Consider the following 19871-nt stretch of genomic DNA (forward strand, 5'->3'; position numbering starts at 1 on the left):
TATCATGATTGTTTCCAGCATGGCGCTGGCCAGTGTGTTCTGGCTGCAAGCGCAAACCATTGCTCCTGCCGAGCTTCGCCAGGCTCTGCAAAACCCGGAAGCACAGCTGACGACACAATGGCTGCAACAAGCTGATGACCAGCAGTTTATCGAGCAGCTACGCACGCAGCTTGAGCAACAACACTCACCGATCGCGCGCGAGTGGCTGTTGCAGCAAGTCATTCAGCGGTTGCAAACGATGCCGCCCTCATCAGAGGCAAAACGTTTTCTGCAACCGTTGACCGATTACCAATCCACCTATGCACTGAGCCAGGATTTTGAAGGCCGCGAGCGCGCGGTGCCTATGACGCATATCGCCAGTCAGGCCCGGCTCACCTTGCAATGGTATGCGGTGCGGGAGCGGGCAGCGGAATTGCCGACAACAATCTCACTGGAGCAACTCAGTGCCGAATGGTCGCAAATGAATGTCGTCGATCAGCGCGCGTGGCTGTACCGGGTGGAACATGAACAGCATCTCCCCTCTTGGCAGCTGAATCCGTCGTCGCGCACTCTACTGACCGAACAGGCACCTGCCTTGGCGATGGCCCTTGCCAAACGCCATCAGGATACCGAACTGGTTGCCGCTTTGTTGCAACGCTCGGCCGACGCTGAATTAGTGCGCTTTGCACAAACACTGGATGAATGGCTGCCTACGCAAATCTTGCTGAACCTCAGCAAACCGCTGCCGGAAAAAAGCATCCATCGCACAGTGCTGTACGCCCAGTTGGCTCGCAGTGGCGATGTCAATGCGCTGCAATTCATTCAGCAAAAAAGTCTGGCCGGTGACGACGGCGCGCTGTACGCACTGGTGCAAGCGCAACCTCAGCAAGCAAAAAATCTATTGCAGAAATGGTTTGCCAGTGGCGATGCCGGGCAGCAGAAACGTGCGGTATTTGGCATGCGATTGATCAACAACAGCGACAGTGAGCACACGCTGAAAGTATGGGCAAAGCAGCAAGGTCTCGCGACCAGCGTGCAAAAGGAGCTGGCGCCATGGCAATGAACATTTTTGCGAGAAAACTTTCTATCATCGCCAGCGCGATGCTATTGAGCGGTGCCAGTGCCGCAACCACATTGACTTATGTGGAAAATCCTGGCGGCAGCAACACGGTTGCGCTTGGTTACCCGGTGCCTTTACCGATTGACTCGTTATTGCAAGTCGATGGATTTCGCCGTTACGACAGCCTGCACGCTCGCCATACCCAAATGGACACGAGTACAGATTTGATCAGTGCCATCAATGTCGGCAGCACGCACAATAATCGGACGGTTTGGGCCTATCAGTTTTCCGATGCCGACGCGGTCACCGCCGAAGGCGTCGGTGTCGAAGCCGGCATTCTGATCAACGGCGGCATTCACGCCCGCGAATGGCAGTCACCGGAAGTAACCACGGCGATCATGGAGAGACTGTTCGAGCAACGTGGCGACGAAGGCCTGCATCAGTATCTGCTGGAAAACACTAGCCTGATCATCATTCCGGTATTGAACGTTGACGGCTTTTTGCAAACCCAGCGCTTCCCCAACCAGGTGATGCGCTCAACGTTTTCTGCTGACCCTTCCGACTGGCCACGTGATGGCAGGATGCGACGCAAGAATATGCTTGGCGTCGATGAGTTATTGAATACCGAAAACGACAACCTGTTCGGCATCGATCTGAACCGCAACAACAATCCGTTCTGGGCCAGCACCAATCGCTCGTCGAATGACAACCGTTCGCTCGTCTATCACGGCAGCGGCCCCGGCTCCGAACCGGAAACGCAAGCGCTGTACAACGCCGGCACGCAATTCGCAAATCAGCAAATGCGCTTGTATATCGACATGCACAGCTTCAGCCAGCTTTATTATCTGTCACAAACCTCCGATTCGCGCTACAACCAGATTGCACTCAATCTCGGCCGCTTGATGGTCAACAACGCCAACAGCGGTTATGTCGTGTCGCCGGACCCGGCGAATTCCGGCATTGGTACGACGCAAGATTATTTTGCCGCCAATTACCAAGTGCCCTCCTACACGCTGGAAATCGAGCCGCAAAACAGCTCCGCGCAATACGGTGGTTTTGGCGTCACCCACGACGGTTTTATTTTGCCAGCCAACCAGATCGCCCGCGTGCGCAACGAACTGACGCGCGCGACCTTGCTGGCGATGTATGCGCAATCCGGGCCACCGGCGTTATTGCAATCGACGTTGCTGGCAAAAAATGATTCCACCGTTATCGCCAGCAATCTTCACAACGCCCAATCCGATACCAGTCGCGTGCAAGTGCTTACCGTTGATCGTCTACCGGATGACGGCGAACCGCTGCAAGTCAGCTTGCGCTTCAATAAACCGATGCGCTTGCTGACTCCGCAAGGCGATCCCGGCGTTGCCAATGGTGTGCAGATCGAGCCGTTCCCGAGTCTTGTTGTCGAAACGCTCGACGGCAACGGCAATGTGCAACTCTATCCGTTGACGCTGCAAAACGCCGAATGGCTGCGCGACAGCGATAAGTTCCGTTACCACTACGATCAATTCCAGGCGGATGTTGTGTGGCCGAGCATTGGCAACAGCGATAATTACGTGACGATAAAATTGCGTGTACTGGCCGCTGATTTAACCGGTGCCCAACTCGACGGCAATCCATCCACGTTAGCAGGCTTTTCCGGCGGCGTTTGGCAGCGCTATGACAATGAATTTGATCAACCCGGAGATAGCGGCGGCTACGATGATAGCTTCGCGCTGAAAACCAGCGGTCAGCCACCGGTTTACCACGGTGTTTTGCAGAACCAGTCGGTGCAAAGCGGGCAGGCATTGAGTTATCAGTTCGCCGACAATGTCTTCACCGACCCGGAAGGCGCCGCGCTCAGCTATGAGGCGCGTAGCGCTGGCGGCGCGCTGCCATCGTGGCTGCAATTCAACGCAACGGAGCGACGCTTGAGCGGCACACCGAGCACCAGTGGCGTCACCACGGTGACGATCACCGCAATCGATATTGCCGGCAACCGCACCTCGGCAAATCTGACGATTACGGTAACCAGTCCACCCGCGCCACCTTCAAGCGGCGGTGGTGGCGGTTCCTGGCCACTGACAGCCTTGCTGATCGGTTTGACGCTGGCTTGGCGACGGAAAGAGCGTTGAATAATGACCAGGCTTCCCAGTTATTTTCTTTCGCACGGCGGTGGTCCATGGCCGTTTATGGACAACGAGTTCAGCCGGATGTTTGGCGAACTGGAACAATCGCTGAAAACGGTGGCGGCTGAACTGCCGGAGAAACCGAGTGCGGTGTTGGTCATCTCCGGACACTGGGAAGCAGTGGAATTTCAGGTTGCCAGCGCCGCCACACCCGGCATGGTTTACGACTATCACGGATTTCCTGAACACACCTACCACGTCCGTTACCCAGCGCCGGGCGATCCGGCGTTGGCCGCGGAGGTGCAACAGCGCTTGCGCGATGTCGGATTGCCCTGTCATCTGGATTCAGAGCAGGGTTTCGATCACGGCGCGTTCAGCTTGCTGTATCCGATGTATCCCGAGGCGGATGTACCGGTGGTGCAGTTGTCCTTGTTGCACAGCATGGACCCGGCAGCCCATCTTGCTGCCGGCCGGGCGCTGGCGCCGTTGCGAGAAAAAAATATACTGATTGTCGGCAGCGGCATGAGTTACCACAACCTGCGCTTGCTCGGTCCTGGCGGCGCTGAACCATCGCGACAATTCGATAAGTGGTTACAGCAAACCCTGGTGGAATCGGAGCCTGATACGCGTCGAGAGCGATTGGAACATTGGAGTCAGGCACCATCAGCTCGCATCGCCCACCCCCGCGAAGACCACTTGCTGCCGTTGATGGTGGCACTCGGCGCCGCCGAACAAGAGCCGGCTGGATGTATTTATCGTCAACATGATTTATTCGGCGGCATCACCGTTTCCAGCTACCGATTCGGGAACCTGCCGGACTGATTTCTGTCGTAGACCTCGCATCGACGTGAACCGATGCCGCCATTCGTGCGATAATGACTTGATTACTGCCTGCTTCATCCCCATTTTGGTGAGGTAAGTAGTAAAACCTTTGGGGGCGATCTGGCTTCGACGTGGGCGAAAGCTCGCGTTGGCAACGCGGATGAGCGTTGCGCGAGCTTGAGCGCCCTCACAAGGATGTGAGGGCCGGTGGGCCCACCATGGACGGGTAACGACACAATCTCTGGGGGCGATCTGGCTTCGACGTGGATTACAAACCCTGAGGTGCATGCCGAGACGGCAACAGGATCTCGTACCCACTCTGTTGCAAATTATAGTTGCCAACGACGACAACTACGCTTTAGCCGCTTAAGGCTAAACTGCGACCCGGGAGCGCCACTGGTACCGGTTAGCAGTCATCTACAGAGGCTAAGGTGTGAGCGGGCCCAACGTTCACACTCGAAAACCTACCGGGATCGCGTTTCATGAGCCTGTGCGTCGGCGCTTGAAACGTTAACTCAAATGGCAGCACTAAGCATGTAGTACCAAAGGCAGAGGATTTGCGGACGCGGGTTCGATTAACTTAAATGGTCGCCACGGAAAGTGATTTCCGTTGGAAAAGAGGGCTCAAACGGTGGACGCTAACGGGGAAACCCCAGGCCAACGCCGTCCGGTGAATGGGAAACCAGTAAGCCGGCTAGAGACTCATAGGCTCCTACGAAACGAATTTTCTTGAATGAATTTTTGTTTACGGAGTACTAGGGTGGGCAAATTCAGCTGCTCACAAACGCCCTCCCCTGAACAACAGCGATTTGGTTGTTCAGGTGAAGGAATAGTCCAGCCTTTATCGAAAGATAAAGATCAGGCTGTCCCGCCGCCTCCACCAAATACCGCCCCGAGTTGCGATGCAGCTCGGGGCGTTTTACTTTGGGGAATAACATGGACGTAAAAACCTTATCCGCAACAGACGCAGCCTATATCGCCGGATTAATCGACGGCGAAGGCACCATCACGCTGATTCGCAAACATCGCAATGAAAACCGTCAACTCAGTGTGTCTATTGCCAGCTCGGAGCGTGGCATACTCGACTATGTTCTCCTCGTTACTGGCGCTGGAAAAATTACTCGAAAGCGAACAAGTCAGGCGCACCACGCACCGCAATTCGCGTACGCCATTTACAATCGACAGGCGCTGGCCTTGTTGCAGCAAGTAGCCAGCTTTCTGCGCTCCTATAAAGCGCAACGGGCGCAACTCATCTTGCAACACTATCTTTCCGTGACTCCAAGAAACGGCAAATACTCCGATGCACAGCGCCTCGCGCGGGCCGCTTTTGAACAGCAAGTGCTGGCCACCAAACCTCATCAAGAAGAAAGTGCCGAAGACCATGTCTAACCATGCTGATTGAAGTTACCCACTTAACCCGCTCCGGCTTGTCAACGCATAGAAATCCACGATAATGCCGAAACCATCGTCGCTAAGAGCCATTCCAAGCTCAGTGACGAGATAACAACAGGGATATGACAGATGTGGTGGATCATTATTCTGGGATTGGTCGGTCTGGCCTTTGGTGCCGATGAATTGGGTCGCGGCGGCTGGTTGATCGGTTTGGCGATTGGCGCTTTGCTCGGTTATTGCATCAAACTTTCCCGACGCGTCAGTGAACTGGAGTCGGCCTTTCGGCGCTGGCGAAGTGAATCCAGCTTGGCAGTGCCAAACGAACATCGCAAACCGGCCGTGCACGAACCGGTTCATGGCTTTCCTGAATCACAACCGGAGCCTGAACCCAAACCACGAGCCGCACCAACACAAGAAACCATCGCCTCCGTTGCGGCGCCAACGGCTTCCTACCAGCGCGATGCAGATTTTGAATCGCAAAGCGATGTCCCTGCTCGCGCCCCTTGGCAATCCCGAAACGAAAAATCCACCACTGCACCGGGCGAAGCCTTCAACCCGTTCGAACGCGTTTTCCAATTCATCAGCAATTTCTTTACGCAGGGTAATCCGGTCGTGCGCATCGGCGTCGTGGTGCTGTTCTTTGGCGTAAGCTTTTTATTAAAGTATGCCGCTGAACACAGCATGTTGCCGATCGAGTTGCGTTTGATTGCCGTCGCTTGCGGCGCCATTGCGATGATGGTGATCGGCTGGAAGTTACGCACACGCGAAGGCCAGTACGGGTTGGTACTGCAAGGCGGCGGCATCGGTTTGTTGTACGCACTGATTTTCGCGGCAGCAAAGTACTACACGCTGTTTCCGCTGACCGGTGCATTTGCAATGATGTTTCTGGTCGTCATGCTCGGTTCGCTGTTGGCTGTTTTGCAAAATGCGCTGTCGCTGGCTTTGCTGGCCAGCATCGGCGGTTATCTGGCACCAATACTGACTTCATCAGGTGATGGCAATCATATCGCACTGTTCAGCTACTACCTGTTGCTGAATCTCGGCATTTTGTTGATCGCCTGGTTCAAAGCCTGGCGGCTGTTGAACCTGACCAGTTTCGCTTTCACGTTTATCGTGGCGACGGCTTGGGGCGTATTGCGCTATCGCGACGCGCACTATTTGAGTTCACAACTTTTTCTGATTGCCTTCTTTCTGCAGTTTCTTGCCATTTCATTTTTATTCGCCTTACGTCAGCCACCGAAATTGAAAGGCTTGGTCGATGGCAGCCTGGTTTTCGGTCTGCCGTTACTGGCCTTTGGTTTACAAAATGCGTTGGTTGGCGACTCGCCTTATGCGCTGGCGATTTCCGCGTTGGCGTTGGCGGCTGTGTACATTCTTCTTGCCGTTTTTGTGTTGAAACGCACCGCAAAGGATTTGTCCTTGCTTGGCTACAGCTATCTGTGTTTGGGCGGTGTATTTGCCACCATTGCCGTGCCGCTGGCGCTCGATGCGCAATGGACCGCGGCGACCTGGGCGCTGGAAGGCGTGGGCCTGCTATGGGTTGGGTTGCAGCAGCGAAAGCTACTGCCACGTCTTTCCGGATATCTGCTGCAAGTTCTGGCGTTTCTTTCCTTGCTGTCTGATGGTGGCCTGCAAACCGGCGACGCGCCATTTATTCAAGGCGATTATCTTGGCCTTATTTTGATCAGCGTCTCGGCTGTTGTGATCGCCTGGTTGCTTGATCAATTTACTGAACATTGCACGGGCAATGAAGCCTTTCTGAGCGGAGCATGGCTCGGCGCCGGGTTATTGTTGTTCAGTATCGCCCAGCTCAACGAAATGCTGGCTCATTTGATTCGGGAATGGCGCGCACCCGGTTTTATTCTGTACAGCAGCGTGTTCGTGACCACACTACTCTGGCTGAAAAACAAACTGCCATGGCAACGATTACACTTTACGGGTTTTGCTTTGTTACCGGTGGTGGTGCTGACCAGTTTCAGTCTGCTCGGCGCAGCAGGTTTGCATCCATTCGGCATCGCTGGCGCATTGGCGTATGGCGTGTTCTATGTTTGTCACTATCGTTTGCTGCGTAACAATACGCAGCAATGGCCCAACACGCTACAAGAGGCTTATCACGCCATCGGCGGTGTACTGTTGCTACTGTTACTGTTCCGGGAAACGCAATTGCAGTTACAGCAGTTCGCGGACACCTCGCTATTGCAACAAGCCATCTGGTTATTGGTTTATTCGGTGCCGGTCGTGCTCAGCATGATGGTTCATCGCATTGAGCGTTGGCCATTTGGCGACTTTCCATTTGCTTACCGCGTGATCGTTCCGGCGCTGCCGCTGGCGCTTAGTGTCGGTTGGTTTATCTCCGCCACTTTCCGTAGCGGTGTGATATCAAGCATGCCATTTGTGCCGGTACTTAACGTCATGGATCTCGGCCAGCTCGCGGTCATCCTGTTACTCATTTATGCCAACAAGTACTCGTTGTGTGCGCTGGATCGTCTGCCCTTTGTTTGGCGTGTCGGCGTGCTGGCTGCCATGGGCTTCGTTGTCTTGAATGCCATGCTGCTGCGCTCGCTGCATTACTACCTCGACATCCCCTATACCGCCTACGCTCTGTGGCGATCGATGACCGTGCAAATGGCCTTGTCGATTCTGTGGACGATGTTCGCGTTACTGGCAATGTACTTAGCCAAGCGTTGGCAGCAACGCCAGGTGTGGATGGTCGGCGCCGGCTTGCTTGGCATGGTGTTGTTGAAACTGTTCTTCAAGGAACTGGCCGACTCCGGCACCTTGACCCGCATTGTTTCGTTCCTGGTCGTCGGTGCGTTGATGCTGTTGATTGGCTATATCTCGCCACTTCCCCCGAAATCCGTCGCGACGGAGAAAACCTCATGAACCGTCTGTTTTTCTCCGGCAAGATCGCCATGTTCGGCTTGGCGTCCCTGCTTAGCCATGTCACATCACACGCCGAAGAAACCGTCGTTTTTATAATCGACACGGATCAGCAAGCCTTGCTGCAAGCGGAAGTGACGCCGGACTGGTTTGGCTTGGACCTTGGTGAACGCTGGAGTCATTTGCAGGTAAAAGATCAGCTCGGCAATCCTGTGCCGTTTCGCTTTGTACAAAAGAAGCCTGTGCCGGACTTGATTGCCGACGACATAGCGCTGCCAGTATTCCTGCTGACCACAAATGAAACGCCAACGAATACCTCACTACCGCCCGCGATGATTCGGGTAACACCAAATAGCATCGAAGTGCGTACCGAAGCGGCGCAACAGACCGGCGCCAACTCCACAACCGAGTACCTGATTGATTTGCGCGACATCGAACAACGGCCGTCGCAGCTGCGATTCAATTGGCAAGGAGACGAAAGCAATCGGATTTATTCGTTGAATGTTTATTACGGCAATGATTTACAACACTGGCAGCATGCTGGCCGATTTGCCCTGACACGTCTGCTCGCCAACGATACGATGCTGGAAAAGAATCATTTGGATCTACCCGCGCAGGCTGCCACGCACGATTATTTGAAAGTGCAGTTCGAGCCAGAATCACCCATTGTCCTCAACAGCATCATCGGCCACCATCAGCGTTATCAGCAGACAAAAAGCGCTACGATGGCGTGGACGGTAAACGGTCATGCTGCTGATCATCAGGTGCGGGCAACGAGCAGCCGTCAGCGTCGACGCGATGATGTTCCGGTTACCGCTTGGGAATATCCGCGTCAGGAGCGAGCACCAGCGAATACCGTGTTTATCGATTTTGGCCAGCGTGGTTTCATTGGCGATTTGCGCCTGCTGAGCAAGAACGAGAACGATCAGGATTGGCGAGAAGTATTCAATGGCACTTGGCATCATATTCGTCATCAAGAGCAGTGGTACTCATCGAGCGCTATCGCGCTTTCACAAGGTAGCGCCAGACATTGGCGTATCGAGGTCGACGACAGCGAGGCGACCGCACACCCTCCGAGCCTGTGCTTTCATGCGCCGCGATGGCAGTTCCAGTTTTTGGCCAATGGCCACTCACCGTATCTCCTGATTCGCACTGACGACGCCAACCATCGCTCGATAAGCGCTATGCAGGAAATATTCGACTCACTCGACATCGGCAGCGACGCGCCAGCAACGACTGTGCAAGTACAAGCTCAAGTGGCCGCCATCACCGCCCCTGAAGAAGCACCGAGAAACCTTCGCCACATCATTTTGTGGTCACTGTTGATCGGCGCCAGCGTGATCATGCTTTACGCGGTATTTCGGCTTTTCCGCCAGGCACCGAAAGCGGACTGACGCGTCAATGCCGCCGTTCCTGCTTGCGTAACGCGGCCAAGGACTGGAAAATCGCCGGCTTCCGGTCTGGATCTTACTGAACACCGGTGTTGAGTGGGCACGCGTCCGCTCCGTTTTTACTTATATGGAGATTTGAGATGTACCGTATATACGCGCTGTTGCTTTGCTGCGGCCTTGCCCACGTGCTGATGCCATCGGTCGCCGAGGCCAACACTATCTACAAATGGGTAGATAAAGACGGCAAAGTCCATTTCAGCGACCGCCCGGTCGAGGGTGCGAAAAAGATCAGCGGTGACGATGAACCCGAAGCCGAAGCCGATGCCGAAACGGAATCGAGCAGCGGCCCGTTCCAGCGCAATCAGGTTATTGGCCGTTGGCAGGATGAGATCCTGGAAGATATCCATGAGACGTTTACCGCCAACGGCGATTACATCCGAGCCGGCGAAGCAATGGGCATGAAAACGCGCATTACCGGCACCTGGAAATTGCTCGGCGATATGCTGATCATTCAGGTCAACGCAAAAACGATGACAATGCCCAACGGCCAGCAAAAAACCGAAAGCAAATCGGATGTGCGCCGTCGCAAATTAATCTCGTTCGATGACAACGTCATGCACTTCAGCACGAAAGGAAAATACGGTGACGATGAGTTCCGCTACAAGCGAATAAGCAATTAATCATCATTAAAGGAGCGGCAGAATGGCCGCTCTTTTTCATACTACCTCTCTGTTCAATATCCTCCGCTCTCCTCGGCAGCCCAACCAAGCGCAAAGCACAGCAAATTCCACCCAATACGGCCAAGCCAAATGCCGTTCTGGCCGGCTACGGCACCACGTCGCTTGACAAGCCAGGACAATCGACCCAGTCCCCGCATAAGACAAATGACCTAACCTACACCGCTGAAACCGTATTGGCGCTTCGCGGTTCAGGGCTGTCGCATCGGTGTTGCCACGGCTTGACGGCGCTCAATATTCTGCATCAACGATGCCGGTCGATAACGACGCTCAACTTCTGCCAAGGCGCCTCGTTGCAAGCGCCGACGAATCACCGCATTGACTCGTTCAACCAGCGCGGCGGAAACGCTTTGCTGACTGAACATGATATGTACCGGCGCAATACGCAGCCAGTCACCGGCATTGAGAACCTGCTTGCTCTCTGCCGCTGAAATGCTGTGAAAAAACACATCCGCATCGATCAAAATCATGTCGCCGCGCCGTGGTTTGGTGAACAGCAAGCGCGCCGCTTTGGTCGCGGAGTTGTAAGCGGTCATGCGCCCGGAAGCGAGCCACGGTTCACGCAACACCTGAAACTCCTCACCAAAGAATCCGGATGCCGGAGCAATCAGGCGGACCTGTTGTTCGTAAGCCTCAGCCAAGGTTTTGAATGCTGGGAGCGGTGTGTCCTCGAGCGCAAACAGGCCAATGACTTCCTGCCGATACGCTTCGGAGAAGTGTGCGTAGCGGGTGCGTTCGGTACGAAAAGACATCCGAGTCATGGCATCGATACGACCTTCACGTAACAAACGCAAGGCCCGCTCAATGCTCATTGGCTCGGTTACCCATTCGATTTGGCAACCGGCTTCAACAAGAATCGTCTCTGCCATCTCGACATCCATGCCGGTTACCTGACCTTTCTCGTCGAGATAGGAAGCCGGTGCCGCCAGATCGAGTTGCACGCGTATTTTGCTCGGGCAATCGTTGGCCTCGGTCGATGTGGCCAGAAGCAACAACAATACTGCCAGAGCTTTCTTCATATCGTTTTGCCCACGTTGCCGACGACACGACGGTCGCTTGATCCGTTGCTGAGTATAGACAAATGCTGGACCTTATCTGGCCGGAGCTTTCTCGTGGCGCCAATACGATTTACGCCCCTCAGCGCCCAAATAATAATAAAACGGTCGCCCAGGAATTTCGTGATCAAAAATGGGCAGTGCAATCCTGCATCAGGTTTATGTTGGTATGCGCTCGCATCGGACGAGTTCATCAGGCTCGAAGGTCCGCTGGCCAGCTAAGGCTCAACATCACACCATCAGTGAACTGATTTCACGGCTGACATTGCTTGCATTCGTTCAATGCTTTGCATCAGCAGCGCTGGACGATAGCGACGTTCTATTGCTGCCAATGTACCCAGCTTTCTATGTTCTCGAATGACGGCGTTGAGGCGTTCAACCAGTTCAGCCGAAATCGTCTTTTTACTGAACATGATATGGGCTGGCGAAATGAGCAACCAATCGCCAACGTTGATGACTTGTTCCGTTTCCGCGTCAGAAATAAAATGATGGAACACATCGGCATCAATCAAGATCATGTCGCCACGAGGCGGTTTGGTGAACAACAGGCGAGAGGCATAGGTTGCCGAGTCGTAAGCAGTCATTCGACCGGATGCCAACCATCGGTCTCGCAGTTGATGAAGTTCCTCACCAAAAAAACCGGCGCCCGGAGCAATCAATCGCACACCTTTTTCGTAAGCTTCGGTCAGCGTCGAGAATGCCGGCAGCGGCGTATCTTTCAATGCAAAAAGGCCAAGCACCTCTTGCCGGTAGACTTCAGAAAAATGTGCATAACGCGTGCGCTCGGGACGAATCGACATTCGGGTGATGACATCAACATATCCCTCTTGAACCTGCCGTAAAGCCCGCTCAATGCTCATCGATTCGAACGTCCACTCGATCTCGCAGCCGGCTTCGCGCAAGATCAGCTGCAGCATCTCTACATCCATGCCGGTGATCGTGCCTTTTGCATCGATATAGGAAGTCGGTGCGGCCAGGTCGAGCTGAACGCGGATTTTATTGGGGCAAACATTGGCCATCGCACCTGATGCCACGACCAACAGCAGGACCGCCAGAGCCCTTCTCATACTCATTTGCACAGATTTCTGATCACAAGCGAATCGCTGAGTATAGCCAAAAGCCAGGTGTATCTGGTCCGGGTTTTGTTATTCCAGTCTCGCCCGCGTCAATGCACGCAAACAATGAGTGTGGCCGCCGTTTTATCGGCGTAAAGAGAAAAGGCTACGAGAGCGTAGCCTTTTTTACTTTGCTGCCGCGGTTACTGATAAACCCGCACGTAATCCACGTACATTCGTTGTGGGAATGTGCTGCTGCCGTCCGGGCTGCCGGGCCAATTGCCACCCACAGCCACATTCAACAACAAGAAAAATGGCTGATCGAACACCCAGTTGCCGCGAGCTTGCACCTGCGCGCGTGTGACGCTATAGAACTTCACGTTATCAACAAACCAGCTGATGCCATCGGCGTTCCATTCAACGGCATATACATGATAATTGGCATTCGCCGATTCATTCAGATTGTGCGTTCCCATGAATGGCGTCGCGCCGGAATAGCCAGGACCATGCAATGCACCGTGCGTCAGTGTCGGCTCGTAACCGACATGCTCCATGATGTCGATTTCACCATTGTTCGGCCAACCGACTTGATCGATGTTGTTGCCCATCGCCCAGAATGCCGGCCAAATACCTTGCGCTTGTGGCAGTTTCAAGCGTGCTTCGATACGGCCATGAGTAAAGGTTTTCTTATTCTTCGAGATCATCCGCGTTGATGTGTACGTACAGCGACCATACCAGCAGTTGTAATTGCCGGGGTTATCGCGCCGCGCTTCCAGCACCAGCACATTGCTGCCCGCTGCGGCATCAAATTGCACAAAGGCATTTTGACCTCCGGTGTAATACTGCAGCTCGTTATTGCCCCAACCACCGCCACCGGTTTCAAACGTCCAGTTGTTGGCGTTGATGCTGTCAAAATTATCACTGAACACCAGATTTCCCGCGGCTTTGCGCACCACAATCGACGATACGGTGTCATTGAATCCGGGATGCGCGACACCAATGCAACTGTTGTCACCACGTATCGTTACCGAGCGCCCTCCAAAGTTGTCGTGCTCATACAACACTGCTTCAAACCCGGAGGCCACGCGAATCGATGATGCGTCATCGTTGACGAAACCACGCGTGCGCAAGGCCGCCAGATTATGCGCCCCTTCGCCAAGATTGGCTGCCCAGCCACCGTAGTTGCAATGCTGATAAACGCTGACCACACCCGCGGTGTTATTCGGCACCACTTCTATCCAATTGAAATTCCAACCGCCGGTTTGCGCGAACACACCGAGATTGTAAGTGCCGGCATTCAACTGTACGGTTTTCGAAATCGTGGTCCAGTTCTGCCAGCCACCGGTTGCCGGAATCGCGAAACTGCCGAGCACAATGGCGCCAGCGTTCAAGTCGACCGACGCCGTACCACCGCCAGGGCTCGCGACACGCATTTTCACCGTGTAGCTACCGGTACTCGGCACCACCAAGTTGTTGTACACCAACCATTCGGTGGCTTCGATCCAACCGACGTTGAAGCCGCCACCGACATCCTGTGTTGCCTCAATATCAACACTGTCGTTGCGAAACGCACCACCGCTATTACCCGGCGTAGTATCGAACCAGGCATTGTAATTCTCAGCCTGAAACACTTCAGCCTGCGCACCGCCAGCAATCAACGCCAGCCAGCCCGACACCCAAGCCGCCCTCCATACCTGATGTTTCCTATTCATCTTTTTTGTCCTCGTGTTGGTTTTACCAAACCCGAAAGCGGTCCCTCTCCACCCGCTGCCGGGTCGTGCGCTCACGCTGCAGTCAAATTCATGTAAGCGCTTTCAGTAATGAATGTTGCAGAACCGCAAAAGAACAACAAGGATTTTTCAATCATGATGTCGCCGTTTATGGCGCCTGTCACATTTACTGCATTGCAGCACAGTCGCTTGCTAGCCGTTATTTCGGAGCGATTAAACCAAGTCAATCGATGGCTCCGTCGCCCAAAGTCATGACTCAGCCAGCCAGTTGTCGCACTGACTACTCTCGTTGACTTGTTGCTCTGTTTTTTTCAAGCAGGAAGCTCGCAAGGTAACGAACCTGAGCTCGCCCAACGGGTGTTGGTTCAGAAATCGTTCACGGACAATTTGTCCTCAAAGGAGACCGAAATGAAATATTGGGGTTTGATTTTTGGCTTATTGCTGCCGTTTGCCAGTTTTGCTGAAAGTGCTGAAGCCTTATCCACCGCAGCCATCAGCGCCAGAATTCAGCTAGTCAATGACGCGCAAAACAACATGATGCTCAGCGGTTCAACCGTGGCCGATGTTGATGCGCTGTTCGCATTTTTCAGTAATGACTTTGTCTATGTACACGAGGTGTACGGCGGCACGTATCCCCGCGAGCATCTTTACCATAACTCGATCAACAACCTACAAGCTGGTCGCTATAAATTGACTGAGCCGCGTTATCAGATTCTGCAGATCCTGCCCGGCTTGAACGCCGCCGCAGTTCAGCGCCGCGAACAACGAAGCGGCAAAATACACTTGACGCTATTCGAATTCAAAGACGATAAGATCTCGAAAATTGTTGAATACTGGCAATAACGTCGGTGCGCCAAACTCATCGTCACGGATCGCCGTGTCCGCTAACACGAAAACGCTACTTTCCAGCCATATACTTGCGATAAACATCGGCGGTCTGGCCGGCAATCACCGGCCAGGAAAATTCCGTTTTCGCTTTTTCGCGTGCAGCTTCGCCCATTTGCTTGCAGCGGGCTTTGTCGCGAATCAGCGGAATCAGTTTTTCGGCCATCGCTTCCGGATCGCGCGGAGGCACCAGAAAACCGGTTTTGCCTTCTTCGATCAAGGCCGGAATGCCGCCGACGTGGGTGCCGACCAGCACCAGTCCCGATGCCATGGATTCCAGACCAGTGATGCTGGTCGCTTCCATCAGGCTGGGCAGCACCGAGATATCACAGGCGCGGTAAATATCCGGCATGTCGTTGTTGTTGACCGACCCGAGCATCGTCACCCGTTCGCTCATACCCGCCTCACGGATGATGCGTTCGACATTGCCGCGCTCATCGCCATCGCCGGCAACAACAATATGCACGTCTTCGTTTTTCAGCTTCGCCACCGCTTCGGCGAAATAACGCACACCGTTTTTCTCGTGCAGACGGCGGGCCATGACAATCACCGGTTTGTCGTCCGCGATGCCCCATTTCGCCCGTAACGGCGAAGCGCCCGGTTTGAATTTCTCGATATCGACAGCATTCGGAATGTAAGTCACCGGGCCGAGATAGCCGAGTGCGCGGGTGGCGTCGCAGAGCTCTTCGCTAGGCGCGATGATTTCATTGAAATGAACAATACGCTTCAAGCTGCGGGCACGGCTGAACGCGCTTTTATTCAGGCGCTTCAGAAAACCGGAAGTATGGTTGGTGAAAATGGTCGGAATGCCTAGATTGCGTACAGCGACGGCCGGCTTCAAGCCGTGGACATGGGCGACATCGAAACGTTTGGCCTGATGCAATTTTTTCAGCCAGCGCGCCAGCTGCCAGTCGTACAGCGCCTGGGCCCGGAAGAAATGCGGGCGATGCACCGGGAATCCGAAGGGCTTGTCGGCCTCTTCCAGTGAGCCGGCAACCACCTCAACCTCGTGGCCGGCCGCTATCAACGCCTTGGTCAGCTCGTATACATGGCTTTCCACGCCCCCGACATGGGGTGGGAACACGCTGGTCAGCATCAATACTCGCATGGCAGTCACAGTTGGTCGGCGAAATCGCCGCGCATTGTAACAAAGCAGGGCCTGCAAACGGGCCTTTTACTGGCTTGACACTCAAGCCGCCATTCCGGACAATACGCGCCCCTTGCCGCTAGCGGCTCGGGAAGGTCTGGTGATGTAGCTCAGTTGGTTAGAGCGGAGGATTCATAACCCTCAGGTCGGCAGTTCAACTCTGCCCATCACCACCAAGAATTTTTGCAGAAGGCTCACGTTGGTGGGCCTTTTGTTTTTCTGGAACTGCCGGGGCTTTTTATATTCGGCAGTTCAATTGCTGACTCCTTCCATGGAGTCAGCCCTTCGGGGCGCTCCGCGCCTCCAATCTGCTCCCGGCAGATCGGTCTGCCCATCACCACCAAGAATTTTTGCAGAAGGCTCACGTTGGTGGGCCTTTTGTTTTTCTGGAACTGCCGGGGCTTTTTATATTCGGCAGTTCAATTGCTGACTCCTTCCATGGAGTCAGCCCTTCGGGGCGCTCCGCGCCTCCAATCTGCTCCCGGCAGATCGGTCTGCCCATCACCACCAAGAATTTTTGCAGAAGGCTCACGTTGGTGGGCCTTTTGTTTTTCGCCAGCGGCCTCCCTACCCTATCCCATTTGACATTGGTTTTACCCGTTCTCCTTACGATGCCCTTCGCTCAATACCGCTGACGAAGGAGAAACTCGAATGAATGGGCGCAGATACTTGAAATGGGCCGGTTGGTCGGTCGCGACACTACTTGGCTTGTGCGCATTATTGTTTGTCGCCGGCTGGGCTTACATAGACAGCCTCGATCTGGAGCGTGAGCCAAAAGCGAATATTCACGCGACCGCGAATGATCTACCTTTCATGGCGCATCGGATAACCGAAACTCGAGGGCGCATTCTCGCGGTTGTTACCAGTACCCACCAGCGCGCCGACAGCAAACGCAAGCTTGGCTACGAACTGACCGAATTGTCGCGCCCATACTGGTGGTTTGTCGCCAACGGCTATCAGGTGGATATCGCCAGTCCACTCGGCGGTGAACCAACGATGGTGCTCGATGATGGTTTGACCGATGCTGATTACGCATTTCTGAACGATGCGCAAGTCAAACAGAAATTGCGCCAAACGATTCCTCTGTCAGCCGTGCAGCCAGAACGCTATGCCGCCGTGTATTTCGTCGGCGGCAAGGGCACGATGTTCGACTTTCCCCATCATCCGGATATTCAGCGCATTGTCCGCGACATTTATCCGCGTGGCGTCGTGGCCGCCGTGTGTCACGGTCCGGCAGCGCTGATCGGCGTCACACTCGAAAACGGAGAGCCGTTATTGCGTGGCCGCCAGATCACCTCGTTCACCAATGAAGAGGAACTGTTCCTGATCAAGGATGCTGCGGAGTTCTTCCCGTTTTTATTGCAGGACAAACTCGTCGCTGAAGGCGCCACTTTTCAACAGGGTCCGCTGTATCTGAATAACCTGGTTATCGACGGCAGATTGATCACCGGCCAGAACCCCTGGTCGACCTGGGCCGTTGCCGAGGCGGTGATCGAGGCGCTGGGTCATCAACCGATAGCACGTGCGACAACGCCGGAAGAAATCAGCGTGCAGCTGCTGCTGACCTTCAAGCGCGAGGGCCTGAGCGCAGCGATTCAGCAGAAATCCGTTTCCCCGCAGAGCGATAAAATGCTTATCCTGATGCACGCGGTCGTCGCGGGCATGCAATGGCGACTGCAAGAAGCCTATCAATTGCAGCAATTGGCCCGGCAATAAACGGAGCAATGGTGTTTTGGCAGAACCAATGCAAGTACTACTCGTCGAGGACGATCTGGATGTGGCGGCCGGCATCGCCGACTATCTGGAAGCGCATCAGATCGTCGTCGATTTTGCCTACAACGCCGCGCAAGCCAATACCCGTCTGCACGAACAGCAATTCGATGCCATCGTGCTCGATATCAATCTGCCGGATCAAAACGGCTTGCAGCTGTGCCAACAATGGCAGCAACAGCAACCCGGTTTGCCAGTGCTGTTTTTAACGGCACGCGGCGAACTGGATGACAAGCTCGCCGGTTTCGCTGCCGGCGCGCTTGATTATCTGGTCAAGCCATTTGCGCCGGCAGAATTGCTGGCGCGCTTGCAGGTGGTTGCCAGACAAAAGCGCGCGATGCATTTGCCACTGCAAATCGGTGAGTTTTCGTTGCAGACCGAGTCCGGCGAATTCTCGTACCAACAAAAGCCATTGCAATTGCATGCCGTTGGCAAAGCCCTGATCACCGCATTGATGTCCGCCTATCCAGCAGCGGTCAGCAAACAAGCGCTGACCGAACAACTCTGGCCTGATGAAGATCCGGAGCACTCACCATTGCGCGCCCATATTTATGGTTTGCGTCAGCAATGCCTAAGTGCTTGGCAAATCGACCCGATTGAAACGGTAAAAAGCATTGGCTATCGCTTCCGGGGTCAGCCATGAACCAGCGTTTACAATTGCGACATTTGTTGGCCAGGCAATGGGTGATCTTTACCGTGACGTTGTTCAGCGGCTTCGCGTTGCTGGCAGTACTGCTGTCGTTCATGCTCGAAGACAGTTTTATCGATCAGCGACTCGATGATGTCGCCAGCAGCCAGCGATTCGAAAACCAACCATTACCCGCACAATTTTTTCGCTACCCGATCGATCAGGCATCGTCCGAATTGCGACAAAAAATGCACAATGCCTCGATCGGCAGCATCCGCGAATTCCGTATGGATAATGGCCAGTACCTGCATGTGCGGCTCAGTGAGAATGAAAGCGGTGAACGCTTCTTTCTTGCCTACGATGTTTCGGATCAGTTGTTCGTCAATACGGCCCTACAAAATGTCTGGCCATTGCTACTGTCGATAATCATCTTATTGGCGACACTGGCCTGGTATCTGGCCAATCGTTTATCCCGGCACGTGGCCGAACACGCCCGAAACCTGATTCAACAACTGGGCGCCTGCGACGATGTCGCGACGATGCAGCAACTGGCGCAAGCACAGACAGTTTTCGAGTTTGCCGAATTGGCGCGACTGAACGCCGAAGCGCTGCAACGCCATGTCGATAGCTTAAACCGGGAAAAAGAAACCCTGGCGTTTCTGAGTCATGAGCTGCGCACGCCGATGCAATCGATTCAGAACAGCGTCGATTTGCTTGAGAGTCAGCGTGACCATCAAGCGGCATTTGAACGCCTGCAGCGTGCCAGCCGACGTTTGCAACGAGCAGCCCAAAGCATTTTGTGGTTGGCAAGCAGCTCGAAACGTACGACCACAGAACCCTGTGCTGTACAGCCAATTCTGGCCTCGTTGATCAATGAGTTCAGTTCACTGGCCGCGACACGGCAACAACACATGATTTGTCAGGCAGACGACACTGACTGGCCGATGCCGACGGAAATCATCGAAACGGTGATCGCCAATGTCTTGCTGAACGCGATTCAGCATGGTGACAGTGGCGAAATCCATATCACGCTGACTACCGAGGCGCTGACGATCCGTAATCCGGCCACGTCAGTCGCAAACAACGAAGGCTTTGGCCTGGGTTTGCAGATTGTTCAGCGTTTACTAAAACCGTTTGCTTTCGGCTTGAGGTATCAACACGACAACGGCGTTGTCGAGATTCGCATCGCCGCTGATCCCGTTGATATCGATATTTGCTATTGACTGACTCAG

The 19871-nt window shown here is 54.4% G+C and carries 15 protein-coding genes, 1 tRNA gene and 1 other RNA gene; 13 read left to right on the forward strand and 4 right to left on the reverse strand.

What is annotated here, in order from left to right:
- Positions 1–4 precede the first annotated feature (4 nt).
- The 8 genes from E2H98_RS05500 to E2H98_RS05535 all read left to right on the forward strand — a co-directional run bounded on the left by E2H98_RS05500 (position 5) and on the right by E2H98_RS05535 (position 10312).
- Entirely contained in the window at positions 5–1042 is a 1038-nt protein-coding gene (locus E2H98_RS05500) for a hypothetical protein (RefSeq protein WP_133590821.1), read from the forward strand.
- Positions 1033–3153: a M14 family zinc carboxypeptidase gene (locus tag E2H98_RS05505; protein WP_162848180.1), complete on the forward strand. Its 2121-nt coding sequence runs from the start codon at positions 1033–1035 to the stop codon at positions 3151–3153. The genes E2H98_RS05500 and E2H98_RS05505 overlap by 10 nt, the downstream gene beginning before the upstream one ends.
- 3 nt (positions 3154–3156) lie before the next feature.
- Positions 3157–3969 carry a DODA-type extradiol aromatic ring-opening family dioxygenase gene (locus tag E2H98_RS05510; protein ID WP_133590817.1) on the forward strand — a complete coding sequence of 271 codons (813 nt, stop codon included), beginning with the start codon at positions 3157–3159 and terminating at the stop codon, positions 3967–3969.
- Between the two features lie 251 nt (positions 3970–4220).
- Positions 4221–4547, forward strand: a transfer-messenger RNA (tmRNA) gene (gene ssrA / locus E2H98_RS05515).
- A gap of 358 nt (positions 4548–4905) precedes the next feature.
- Positions 4906–5358, forward strand: a complete 453-nt coding sequence (locus tag E2H98_RS05520; RefSeq protein WP_133590815.1) for an LAGLIDADG family homing endonuclease — start codon at positions 4906–4908, stop codon at positions 5356–5358.
- Positions 5359–5490: 132 nt separating this feature from the next.
- A complete protein-coding gene (locus E2H98_RS05525) occupies positions 5491–8244 on the forward strand; it encodes a DUF2339 domain-containing protein (protein WP_133590813.1) in 2754 nt (917 codons plus the stop codon).
- Positions 8241–9635, forward strand: a complete 1395-nt coding sequence (locus tag E2H98_RS05530; RefSeq protein WP_133590811.1) for a DUF3999 family protein — start codon at positions 8241–8243, stop codon at positions 9633–9635. The genes E2H98_RS05525 and E2H98_RS05530 overlap by 4 nt, the downstream gene beginning before the upstream one ends.
- 137 nt (positions 9636–9772) lie before the next feature.
- The gene (locus E2H98_RS05535; RefSeq protein WP_133590809.1) at positions 9773–10312 is read left to right on the forward strand and encodes a DUF4124 domain-containing protein; all 540 of its coding nucleotides are present in this window, start codon (positions 9773–9775) and stop codon (positions 10310–10312) included.
- 248 nt (positions 10313–10560) lie between these two features.
- On the opposite strand, the gene E2H98_RS05540 is transcribed toward E2H98_RS05535, so the two are convergent.
- The 3 genes from E2H98_RS05540 to E2H98_RS05550 form a co-directional block, all read right to left on the reverse strand.
- Entirely contained in the window at positions 10561–11388 is an 828-nt protein-coding gene (locus E2H98_RS05540; protein WP_133590807.1) for a substrate-binding periplasmic protein, read from the reverse strand.
- A gap of 275 nt (positions 11389–11663) precedes the next feature.
- The gene (locus E2H98_RS05545; protein ID WP_157591263.1) at positions 11664–12491 is read right to left on the reverse strand and encodes a substrate-binding periplasmic protein; all 828 of its coding nucleotides are present in this window, start codon (positions 12489–12491) and stop codon (positions 11664–11666) included.
- A gap of 191 nt (positions 12492–12682) precedes the next feature.
- Positions 12683–14191: a family 16 glycosylhydrolase gene (locus E2H98_RS05550; protein WP_133590803.1), complete on the reverse strand. Its 1509-nt coding sequence runs from the start codon at positions 14189–14191 to the stop codon at positions 12683–12685.
- A gap of 426 nt (positions 14192–14617) precedes the next feature.
- On the opposite strand from E2H98_RS05550, the gene E2H98_RS05555 reads away from it, so the two are divergent.
- Positions 14618–15052 (forward strand): nuclear transport factor 2 family protein, encoded by a 435-nt coding sequence (locus E2H98_RS05555; RefSeq protein WP_133590801.1) that lies wholly within the window; start codon positions 14618–14620, stop codon positions 15050–15052.
- Positions 15053–15107: 55 nt separating this feature from the next.
- Here the strand turns inward: E2H98_RS05555 and E2H98_RS05560 are convergent, their stop codons facing one another.
- Positions 15108–16202 carry a glycosyltransferase family 4 protein gene (locus E2H98_RS05560; protein ID WP_133590799.1) on the reverse strand — a complete coding sequence of 365 codons (1095 nt, stop codon included), beginning with the start codon at positions 16200–16202 and terminating at the stop codon, positions 15108–15110.
- A 138-nt stretch (positions 16203–16340) separates the two neighbouring features.
- Between E2H98_RS05560 and E2H98_RS05565 the strand changes: the two genes are divergently transcribed.
- The 4 genes from E2H98_RS05565 (at position 16341) to E2H98_RS05580 (ending at position 19862) form a co-directional block, all read left to right on the forward strand.
- Positions 16341–16417, forward strand: a tRNA-Met gene (locus tag E2H98_RS05565).
- A 475-nt stretch (positions 16418–16892) separates the two neighbouring features.
- On the forward strand, positions 16893–17957 hold the full coding sequence (locus tag E2H98_RS05570) for a type 1 glutamine amidotransferase domain-containing protein (protein WP_133590797.1): 1065 nt from the start codon (positions 16893–16895) through the stop codon (positions 17955–17957).
- Between the two features lie 28 nt (positions 17958–17985).
- Complete coding sequence (locus E2H98_RS05575; protein ID WP_133590795.1) at positions 17986–18654, forward strand: response regulator transcription factor; 669 nt, start codon at positions 17986–17988, stop codon at positions 18652–18654.
- Complete coding sequence (locus E2H98_RS05580; RefSeq protein WP_133590794.1) at positions 18651–19862, forward strand: sensor histidine kinase; 1212 nt, start codon at positions 18651–18653, stop codon at positions 19860–19862. Before E2H98_RS05575 ends, E2H98_RS05580 begins: the two co-directional genes overlap by 4 nt.
- Positions 19863–19871: the final 9 nt, after the last annotated feature.

The sequence above is a fragment of the Permianibacter aggregans genome, from assembly GCF_009756665.1.
Lineage (GTDB): Bacteria > Pseudomonadota > Gammaproteobacteria > Enterobacterales > Permianibacteraceae > Permianibacter > Permianibacter aggregans.

Coding starts and splice junctions, on each gene's coding strand:
- E2H98_RS05500 (WP_133590821.1), top strand. CDS start 5: ATGATTGTTTCCAGCATGGCGCTGGCCAGTGTGTTCTGGCTGCAAGCG.
- E2H98_RS05505 (WP_162848180.1), top strand. CDS start 1,033: ATGGCAATGAACATTTTTGCGAGAAAACTTTCTATCATCGCCAGCGCG.
- E2H98_RS05510 (WP_133590817.1), top strand. CDS start 3,157: ATGACCAGGCTTCCCAGTTATTTTCTTTCGCACGGCGGTGGTCCATGG.
- E2H98_RS05520 (WP_133590815.1), top strand. CDS start 4,906: ATGGACGTAAAAACCTTATCCGCAACAGACGCAGCCTATATCGCCGGA.
- E2H98_RS05525 (WP_133590813.1), top strand. CDS start 5,491: ATGTGGTGGATCATTATTCTGGGATTGGTCGGTCTGGCCTTTGGTGCC.
- E2H98_RS05530 (WP_133590811.1), top strand. CDS start 8,241: ATGAACCGTCTGTTTTTCTCCGGCAAGATCGCCATGTTCGGCTTGGCG.
- E2H98_RS05535 (WP_133590809.1), top strand. CDS start 9,773: ATGTACCGTATATACGCGCTGTTGCTTTGCTGCGGCCTTGCCCACGTG.
- E2H98_RS05540 (WP_133590807.1), bottom strand. CDS start 11,388: ATGAAGAAAGCTCTGGCAGTATTGTTGTTGCTTCTGGCCACATCGACC.
- E2H98_RS05545 (WP_157591263.1), bottom strand. CDS start 12,491: ATGAGAAGGGCTCTGGCGGTCCTGCTGTTGGTCGTGGCATCAGGTGCG.
- E2H98_RS05550 (WP_133590803.1), bottom strand. CDS start 14,191: ATGAATAGGAAACATCAGGTATGGAGGGCGGCTTGGGTGTCGGGCTGG.
- E2H98_RS05555 (WP_133590801.1), top strand. CDS start 14,618: ATGAAATATTGGGGTTTGATTTTTGGCTTATTGCTGCCGTTTGCCAGT.
- E2H98_RS05560 (WP_133590799.1), bottom strand. CDS start 16,202: ATGCGAGTATTGATGCTGACCAGCGTGTTCCCACCCCATGTCGGGGGC.
- E2H98_RS05570 (WP_133590797.1), top strand. CDS start 16,893: ATGAATGGGCGCAGATACTTGAAATGGGCCGGTTGGTCGGTCGCGACA.
- E2H98_RS05575 (WP_133590795.1), top strand. CDS start 17,986: ATGCAAGTACTACTCGTCGAGGACGATCTGGATGTGGCGGCCGGCATC.
- E2H98_RS05580 (WP_133590794.1), top strand. CDS start 18,651: ATGAACCAGCGTTTACAATTGCGACATTTGTTGGCCAGGCAATGGGTG.